The organism is Streptomyces silaceus, from assembly GCF_001419745.1.
Lineage (GTDB): Bacteria > Actinomycetota > Actinomycetes > Streptomycetales > Streptomycetaceae > Streptomyces > Streptomyces silaceus.
On the sequence record NZ_LIRJ01000275.1, the window covers coordinates 1 to 7489 of the forward strand.

The 7489-nt window shown below is 70.9% G+C and carries 7 protein-coding genes; 3 read left to right on the forward strand and 4 right to left on the reverse strand.

Annotated elements, in window-relative coordinates:
• From AOK22_RS24385 to AOK22_RS24400, 4 genes are all read right to left on the reverse strand, one after another.
• Window positions 1-426: TerD family protein (locus tag AOK22_RS24385; RefSeq protein WP_167357879.1), on the reverse strand; the 426-nt coding region annotated here is incomplete at its 3' end.
• Between the two features lie 104 nt (window positions 427-530).
• Window positions 531-1109: a TerD family protein gene (locus AOK22_RS24390; RefSeq protein ID WP_055700857.1), complete on the reverse strand. Its 579-nt coding sequence runs from the start codon at window positions 1107-1109 to the stop codon at window positions 531-533.
• Window positions 1110-1263: 154 nt separating this feature from the next.
• Window positions 1264-3417: an excinuclease ABC subunit UvrB gene (uvrB, locus tag AOK22_RS24395; RefSeq protein ID WP_055700853.1), complete on the reverse strand. Its 2154-nt coding sequence runs from the start codon at window positions 3415-3417 to the stop codon at window positions 1264-1266.
• 62 nt (window positions 3418-3479) lie between these two features.
• Entirely contained in the window at window positions 3480-4358 is an 879-nt protein-coding gene (locus AOK22_RS24400; protein WP_055700854.1) for an MHYT domain-containing protein, read from the reverse strand.
• Window positions 4359-4635: 277 nt separating this feature from the next.
• Here AOK22_RS24400 and AOK22_RS24405 point away from each other — a divergent pair, with 277 nt between their 5' ends.
• The 3 genes from AOK22_RS24405 to AOK22_RS24415 all read left to right on the forward strand — a co-directional run.
• Window positions 4636-5550, forward strand: a complete 915-nt coding sequence (locus tag AOK22_RS24405; RefSeq protein WP_055700855.1) for a glycerophosphodiester phosphodiesterase family protein — start codon at window positions 4636-4638, stop codon at window positions 5548-5550.
• A gap of 38 nt (window positions 5551-5588) precedes the next feature.
• The gene (locus AOK22_RS24410; RefSeq protein WP_055700858.1) at window positions 5589-6164 is read left to right on the forward strand and encodes a methylated-DNA--[protein]-cysteine S-methyltransferase; all 576 of its coding nucleotides are present in this window, start codon (window positions 5589-5591) and stop codon (window positions 6162-6164) included.
• 95 nt (window positions 6165-6259) lie between these two features.
• Window positions 6260-7489, forward strand: a 1230-nt coding sequence (locus AOK22_RS24415; protein ID WP_055700856.1) for an MFS transporter, incomplete at its 3' end; no start/stop codon positions are given.

Here is a 7489-nt window from a genome sequence, read left to right on the forward strand (position 1 = left end):
GCCCTGGCGGCGGTAGAGCTCCAGGGCGACGACGGCGGACTCGGCGTCCAGGCCGGTGAGGGTGTAGCTGGCGACCTCGGTGCCGTCGAGTCCGGTGACCGCGACGAAGGGGGCCGCGAGGGCGCGGAAGCTGACCGGGCCACCGACGCCGACGGGGAGCGCGAGCAGGACGCTGACGCGGTGGACGGTGTCCTGCAGGGCGTCGAGGTCGACGGCGAGCCGGTGGTCGGCGGCCGCCTGCTGGGACACCTCAAGGCCCGGCAACGTGGGCGAGCCGGGGTGGGCCACCCACTCCACGCCGGGGACCCGGCCCTGGTCGTCCGCGAGCGTGGCGCCCGCCACGACCGGCCGGCCGGCCGAGACTCGGATCTCCAGGCGGGTCGCGGGAAGCGGGTGGTTCTGCCCGCGCACCAGCTCGGCCGTCATTGCCTTCGTTCCCCCTCGAAGGGCTCCCGTCGAGCCCTCGTGCGCGTGCGTGCTGACGTGCGGGTACCGGCGCGCCGGTACGGACGTGCCCTCGGGCGGCGTGCCTACAGGTGCGGCAGGATCGCCGGCATCAGGTCCTGGAAGGTGCGGCCGTTGGCGGGGTTGCCGATGGCCGTCATCTGCCAGCCCGCGCCCGCGCGGTGGACCTTCGCCATGATCTGCGCGGTGTACTGACCGCCGCCGTCGAGGGTGTAGCGGGCCAGCTCCTGGCCGTTGGTCTCGTCGACCAGGCGGCAGAAGGCGTTCTGCACCTCCTGGAAGGTCTGGCCGGTGAAGGAGTTCACCGTGAAGACGATCTGGTCGATGTGGACGGGGACCCGCTGGAGGTCGACGAGGATCGCCTCGTCGTCCCCGCCCTGGCCGACGCCGCCGACGAGGTTGTCGCCGGTGTGCCGCACCGAGCCGTCGTCGCTGACCAGGTGGCGGAAGAACACGACGTCCACGGGCTGCTTGTCGGCGAACAGCACCGCCGACGCGTCCAGGTCGACCTCGCGGGTGCGCGAGCCGAACAGGCCGCGGCGCGGGGCGGCCTGCCATCCGAGTCCCATGCGCACCGCGGTCAGGGCGCCCCCGTCGTTCTTCTGCAGGCTGATGGCCTGACCCTTGGTCATGTTGACCGTCACGCGCTGTCCCCTCTCGAACTGCCTGGGCAACCGCCTCTTGCGGTTGCCCAGCACCCTATGCAGTGCCTCCCGCGTTGCCGCACGTCGGGCGGTATTTGTGGCGGTCTTGCAACAGACCGGGCAGTACGCCGCCCCTCCCCTCCCGGTTGTCCGTCTAGGCCTGGCCGGCCTCCCGCATCTGGCGCAGTTCCTTCTTCATCTCCGACACCTCGTCGCGCAGGCGCGCGGCGATCTCGAACTGCAGGTCGGCGGCGGCCGCGCGCATGCGCTCGGTCATCTCCTCGATCTGCTCGGCCAGTTCGGCCGCGGGGCGGTCGGTGGGCACGGTCTCCGCGCCCTTCTTGCCCTTGGTCTTCGTGGCGGCGGCCTTGCCGGCCTTGCCCGCCTCGGTGCCGAGGGAGGGGACGGGGGCCTTGGCGCCCTTGCCGGCCTTCGGCTTGCGGTAGTCGGAGCCGAGGAGCTGCTCGGTGTCGACCTCCTCGCGCGCGATCTGCGACACGATGTCGTTGATCTTCTTGCGGAGGGGCTGCGGGTCGATGCCCCTCTCCTTGTTGTACGCGATCTGCTTCTCCCGGCGGCGGTTGGTCTCCTCGATGGCCTTCTCCATCGCCGGGGTGATCTTGTCGGCGTACATGTGGACCTGGCCCGAGACGTTGCGCGCGGCGCGGCCGATGGTCTGGATCAAGGAGGTGCCCGAGCGCAGGAAGCCTTCCTTGTCGGCGTCGAGGATCGCCACCAGGGAGACCTCGGGCAGGTCGAGGCCCTCACGGAGGAGGTTGATGCCGACCAGGACGTCGAACTCGCCGGCCCGCAGCTCGCGCAGGAGCTCGACGCGGCGGAGCGTGTCGACGTCGCTGTGCAGATAGCGGACCTGGATGCCCAGTTCGAGGAAGTAGTCGGTGAGGTCCTCGGCCATCTTCTTGGTGAGCGTGGTGACCAGGACACGCTCGTCCTTCTCGGTGCGCGTGCGGATCTCGTGCACCAGGTCGTCGATCTGGCCCTCGGTGGGCTTGACGACGACCTCGGGGTCGACGAGGCCGGTGGGGCGGATGATCTGCTCGACGAAGCCGTCGCCGCGCGAGAGCTCGTACTTGCCCGGGGTCGCCGAGAGGTAGACCGTCTGCCCGATGCGGCCGAGGAACTCCTCCCACTTCAGCGGGCGGTTGTCGAGCGCGGAGGGCAGCCGGAAGCCGTGGTCGACGAGGGTGCGCTTGCGGGAGGCGTCGCCCTCGTACATCGCGCCGATCTGCGGGACCGTGACGTGCGACTCGTCCAGGACGAGGAGGAAGTCGTCGGGGAAGTAGTCGATGAGGGTGTTCGGGGCGGAGCCGGGCTCGCGGCCGTCGAAGTGCATCGAGTAGTTCTCGACGCCGGAGCAGGAGCCGATCTGGCGGAGCATCTCCAGGTCGTACGTCGTGCGCATGCGCAGGCGCTGGTGCTCCAGCATCTTGCCCTGCTTCTCCAGCTCGGCGAGGCGCTCGGCGAGCTCCTTCTCGATGCCGTTGATCGCCTTCTCCATGCGCTCCGGGCCCGCCACGTAGTGGGAGGCCGGGAAGACGTAGAGGTGGTCGTCGTCGCTGATGACCTCGCCGGTGAGCGGGTGGAGGGTGGAGAGGGCCTCGATCTCGTCGCCGAACATCTCGATGCGGACGGCCAGTTCCTCGTAGACCGGGAAGATCTCGATGGTGTCGCCGCGCACCCGGAAGGTGCCGCGGGTGAACGCGAGGTCGTTGCGCGTGTACTGGATGTCGACGAAGCGGCGCAGGAGCTGGTCGCGGTCGATCTCGTCGCCGACCTTGAGGGGGACCATCCGGTCCACGTACTCCTGCGGGGTGCCGAGGCCGTAGATGCAGGAGACGGAGGCGACCACGACCACGTCGCGGCGGGTCAGCAGCGAGTTCGTCGCGGAGTGGCGCAGGCGCTCGACCTCCTCGTTGATCGAGGAGTCCTTCTCGATGTACGTGTCCGACTGCGGGACGTACGCCTCGGGCTGGTAGTAGTCGTAGTACGAGACGAAGTACTCGACGGCGTTGTTGGGCAGCAGCTCGCGGAACTCGTTCGCCAGCTGGGCGGCCAGCGTCTTGTTCGGCGCCATCACCAGGGTGGGGCGCTGGAGCTTCTCGATCATCCACGCGGTGGTGGCCGACTTGCCGGTGCCGGTCGCGCCCAGCAGGACGACATCCTTCTCACCTGCGCGGATGCGTCGGTCCAGCTCGGCGATGGCCGCCGGCTGGTCGCCGCTGGGCTGGTACGGGCTGACGACCTCGAAGGGCGCCACCGTGCGTTCGATCTTGGATACGGGCCGCATGGAATCCACCGTACGACCCCGCACTGACAACCGGGTCCGATCGCCCGCTCAGCGGCGTCCCGTCACCACTTCTGCGGGGTGCGGGAGCCGGGGCGCGGCCGGGTCCGGGGACGGCGGCGGGGGCCCGCCACATGCCGGTCGCCCGAGCGCGGGACCGGGTAGGACTGCCGGGTGCGGCCGCCCTGCGCGGGGTTCCTGACGTCCGCCTGGCCGCCCATCACCATGAGCGGGTCGAACATCACGATCACGCCCGCCAGGAGCAGGAAGGCCAGCGGCCCGATCATCATGGGCGCGAGGATCTCGGCGGGCGAGTCGCCGGGCGGTGCGACGCCCGAGCCGTGCAGGTGGACGCTGAGTCCCGCCATGCCCATGTAGTGCATGCCGCTGACGGCCAGGCCCATGACGAGGCTCGCGCCCAGGCTCCACAGGATGCCTCTGACCTGTCCCGCCGCCCAGAGCGCCGCGGTCGCGGCGACCATGGCGATCACGACGGACGTGGCGACGGTCAGCGTGTTGTACTCCAGCGTCCCGCGAAGGCGCATACCGGCCATTCCCAGGTAGTGCATCGTGGCGATGCCCAGGCCCGTGATGGTCCCGCCGGTGAAGAGCGCGGTGCCCGTGGCGCCGCGGTAGCCGACGATGAAGATGCCGATGCCGACCATGACGATGGCGACGGCGAGGCTGGCGAACGTCAGCGCCTTGTCGTAGTGGATCGGGGCCTCCTCCACGGTGAAGCCCATCATCGCCACGAAGTGCATGGTCCAGATGCCGGACCCGATCGCGCCCGAGCCGAGCGCCAGCCAGCCGGGCCGCCAGGAGTGCGCCACGAGCAGGGATCTGGTGGTGCAGCGCAGTCCGAGCGCTCCTCCCAGACAGGCCATGACGTAGGCCACCACCGGTGTGACGACTCCGTAGCTGAACCCGTCGACCGTGCCCTGCATGTGCGGTAGCCCTTCCGCCTGTTGTGCCCAAAAGCCCTGAAAAACGTCCTGTCCACCCCCTGTCGACGGCCATCTGAAAGACCGTCGACCGAGGCAGCAGAGTAAAGCTCACCCCGGAACGTACGAACGATTTTCCGGCAAAGAATCGCGTTACCCGCGCGCGGGGTCCCCGAGTTTGATGACTCCGTTCAACCTGTGGCCATCCTGCACCTGTCTCCCGTTGGCCGCGGACTGTCACTCTCGACCGGTCCGCGACCGCACGACGCGAGGAGTACACGTGTACGCACGCGCTGCCGCCACCACTGCCGCCCTGCTTGGAGCCGGTGCACTCGTCCTCCCCACCGCCACCGCCACCGCCACCGCGCAGACCCCCGCGGCGCACTCCCCCGCCGCACAGGGCTCCGTCCGGCACGACGACCCCTTGGTGGTCGCCCACCGCGGCGCCTCCGCCTACGCCCCCGAGAACACCTTCGCGGCCATCGACAAGGCCCGCGACATGGGCTTCCGCTGGGTCGAGAACGACGTGCAGCGGACCAAGGACGGCGAGCTCGTCATCATGCACGACGACACCCTGAAGCGGACGACGAACGTCGAGGAGGTCTTCCCCGACCGCGCCCCGTGGAAGGTCGCGGACTTCACGGCGGCGGAGATCGCGAAGCTCGACGCGGGCAGCTGGTTCGGCCCCGAGTACGCGGGCCAGCGCGTGCCGACCCTGGAGCAGTACATGCGGCGGGTCTCGCACAACCACCAGAAGCTGGTCTTCGAGTTCAAGAAGCCCGAGCTGTACCCGGGCATCGAGAAGCAGGGCCTGCGGGTGCTCCGCAAGACGGGCTGGCTCGACAAGCACCACGTCAAGAGCAAGCTGGTCATCCAGAGCTTCAGCGCGGACAGCGTGAAGACCGTGCACGCGCTGCGGCCCGACGTGAAGACCGGCTTCCTCGGCACGCCCGCGGCGGGCGACCTGCCCCAGTACGCGAAGTTCGCCGACCAGATCAACTCGACGCACACGTCGATCTCGGCCGACTACGTCTCCGCGATCCACGCCCTCAAGGGCCCGCACGGCAAGCCGCTGGAGATCTTCACATGGACCGTCAACGACGCCCCGAACGCGGTGCGCGCCGCGGGCTTCGGGGTGGACGGGATCATCACCAACACCCCTGACGTCGTCCGCAAGGCGCTGCGCGACGGCTGACGGACGCGTTGTCAGTGGCCGGCCGTACCGTGGTCGGCATGGACGCGCATGCGCAGGAACAGGAGCGGCAGGACCCGCAGCGGCGGCGGGTCGTGTGGGCCGTCGTCGGCAGCGACATCGGCCCGCTGCTGCTCGCCGCGACCGCCGAGGGCCTGGTCACCGTGGCCTTCCACGCGACGGACGCCGTGCGGGAGACGACCCTGGACCGGCTGGGTTCCCGCCTGGGCGCCGAGCCGGTCCACGCGCCGGACTCCCCGCTGCTCGCCGAGGCGATACGGCAGCTCGCGGAGTACTTCGCGGGCGAGCGCCGGGCCTTCGAGCTGCCGCTCGACTGGTCGCTGAGCTCCGGCTTCAACCGCCAGGTGCTGCGCGAGCTCGCCACCGGCGTCCCGTTCGGCGCGGTGGTGGGGTACGGCGACCTGGCCGGCCGGGTCGGCCAGCCGCGCGCCGCGCAGGCCGTGGGCATCGCGATGGGCTCCAATCCCCTGCCGGTCGTGGTGCCGTGCCACCGCGTGGTGGAGAGCGACGGCGGCATCGGCGGCTTCGGCGGCGGTCTGGAGACCAAGCGGCACCTGCTCGCGCTGGAAGGCGTGCTGCCACAGCCGCTGTTCTGACGTCCGGAGTGCGGGCGTCCGGCGACCGGGCGCTCCCGCGCCACGGCCGACACGACAGTGTTTCGCGCGTGCGAACGTACTGACACACTGCGTCAGTGACTTCGACCCTGGACGCCCCTGACATACCCGCGCCGGAGGCGCTGCCCGGACTGCGCCGCCGCACGAACGCCGTCTTGATCGCCAGCCAGATCCTGGGCGGCATCGGGGTGCCGATCGGCATCACGCTGGCGCCCATCCTCGCGACCGACGTGAGCGGGACGGAAGCGGTGTCCGGCCTCGCGCCGACCGCCTCCGCGGCGGGCACGGCGCTGCTCTCGCTGCCGCTGGCCGCTCTGATGAACGCGCGCGGACGGCGTGCCGGTCTGGTCCTCGCGTATGTGATCGGCGCGCTCGGCGCGGGGATCGTGGTGCTCGCCTCGGTCGTCGGGAGCTTCCCGCTGCTGCTGCTCGGCATGGCGGCGTTCGGGGCGGGCTCGCTGGCCACGCTGCAGGCGCGGTTCGCCGCGGCGGACCTCGCCGAGCCCGACCGGCGGGGCCGTTCCATCTCGCTCATCATCTGGGCCACCACCATCGGCTCCGTCCTCGGGCCGAACGTCGCGGCGCCCACGAGCCGTGTCTTCTCCGGCACCTCGATCTCGGAGGAGGCCGGTCCGTTCCTCTTCGCCGCGGGCATCTTCGCGGTCGCCGCCGTGGTGGTCGCGGTGCTGCTGCGGCCGGATCCGCTGCTCACCGCCCGCGCCCTGGCCCCGCAGGAGGAAGGGTCGGCGCGGGGCGGCTCCCTGAAGGACGGCATCGCCGCCGTGGCCGCCTCGCCGATGGCCAAGCTCGCCCTGGTGACGGTGGCCGTCTCGCACACGGTGATGGTCTCCATCATGGTGATGACCCCGGTCGACCTCGGGCACCACGGCGCGAGCCTCCAACTGGTCGGTCTGGTCATCAGCGGCCACATCGCGGGCATGTACGCGTTCTCGCCGGTGATGGGATGGCTCGCCGACCGGTTCGGCAGGCTCTCCGTGATCGGCCTCGCGGTCGGGCTGCTGGCCTGCGCCGCGCTGCTCGCCGGCACGGCGGGGGCGAGCCACGGCCAGACCGCCGCCGGCCTCTTCCTGCTCGGGCTCGGCTGGTCCGCGGGCCTGGTCTCCGGGTCCGCGCTGCTCACCGACTCCGTGCCGCAGCCCGCCCGCGCCGCCGTGCAGGGCCTGTCGGACCTGACGATGAACGCGGCGGCGGGCATCGGCGGCGCGACCGCGGGCCTGATCGTCGCGCAGGCGAGCTACGGCTGGCTCAACCTCGTCGGCGCCTGCGTGCTGCTGCCGCTGGCCGCG